Annotated in this window: 1 protein-coding gene; it reads left to right on the top strand. The window is 47.0% G+C overall.

Translation table 11 applies throughout. The features are described from left to right. Positions 1 to 1,041, top strand: a 1,041-nt coding sequence (gene purT, locus R7M72_RS25985; protein WP_318056578.1) for a formate-dependent phosphoribosylglycinamide formyltransferase, incomplete at both ends; no start/stop codon positions are given.

Below are 1,041 nucleotides of genomic sequence, written 5' to 3'. Positions count from 1 at the left end.
TTATGCAGACGCACCTGCGATGCAAGTCGCTCATCGTAGCTACGTGCTTGATATGTTAGATGGTAAGGCTCTAGAAGAGATCATAAACAAAGAGCAGCCAGCTTACGTTGTTCCAGAAATAGAAGCTATCGCGACCGATACACTTGTCGAGCTTGAAGAGAAAGGCCTGAATGTTGTGCCAACTGCGAAAGCAACCAAGCTCACAATGAACCGTGAAGGTATTCGTCGCTTAGCCGCAGAAGAACTAGACCTATCCACCTCCCCTTACCGATTTGCAGACAACTACGATGACTTTAAAGCCGCAGTAGAGCACGTAGGTATCCCATGTGTGGTCAAACCTGTCATGAGTTCATCTGGCAAGGGACAGAGTGTCATCAAAACGGAAGACGATATTGAAAAAGCATGGGACTACGCACAAGAAGGCGGCCGAACTGGCGCAGGTCGAGTCATCGTTGAAGGCTTTATCGATTTTGATTACGAGATTACTTTGTTGACCGTTAGAGCAGTGGACGGCGTTCACTTCTGCGCGCCAATTGGTCACCGTCAAGAAGATGGTGATTACCGTGAATCATGGCAGCCACAAGCAATGTCGGAAAATGCAATAAAAGCAGCAGAGTACACGGCAGAGAAAGTCGTAAACGCTTTAGGTGGGTACGGTATTTTCGGCGTAGAGCTCTTTGTTAAAGGTGACAAGGTTATTTTCAATGAAGTGTCTCCTCGTCCGCATGACACTGGCATGGTTACGATGATTTCTCAAGAAATGTCCGAGTTTGCTCTTCATGTTCGCGCATTTACTGGAATGCCGATTAACAAAATCGTTCAGTATGGCCCTTCTGCATCAGCGGTGATCCTAGGTCAAGGCACATCAACAGACATTCGTTTCGACAACCTTGCGAAGGCTTTAGCGCAACCTCAAACTCAAGTGCGCTTATTTGGCAAACCAGAAATCGATGGTCGTCGTCGTTTGGGTGTCGTGTTAACTCGCCGTAAAACTATTGAAGAGTCTGTTCAAGACGCGGTCGAAAACGCAAAGAAAGTAAA

The organism is Vibrio sp. YT-18 (assembly GCF_033337345.1).
GTDB lineage: Bacteria > Pseudomonadota > Gammaproteobacteria > Enterobacterales > Vibrionaceae > Vibrio > Vibrio alginolyticus.
The sequence above is the reverse complement of the archived record's forward strand: the minus strand, read 5'-3'. Positions and strand labels throughout refer to the sequence as shown.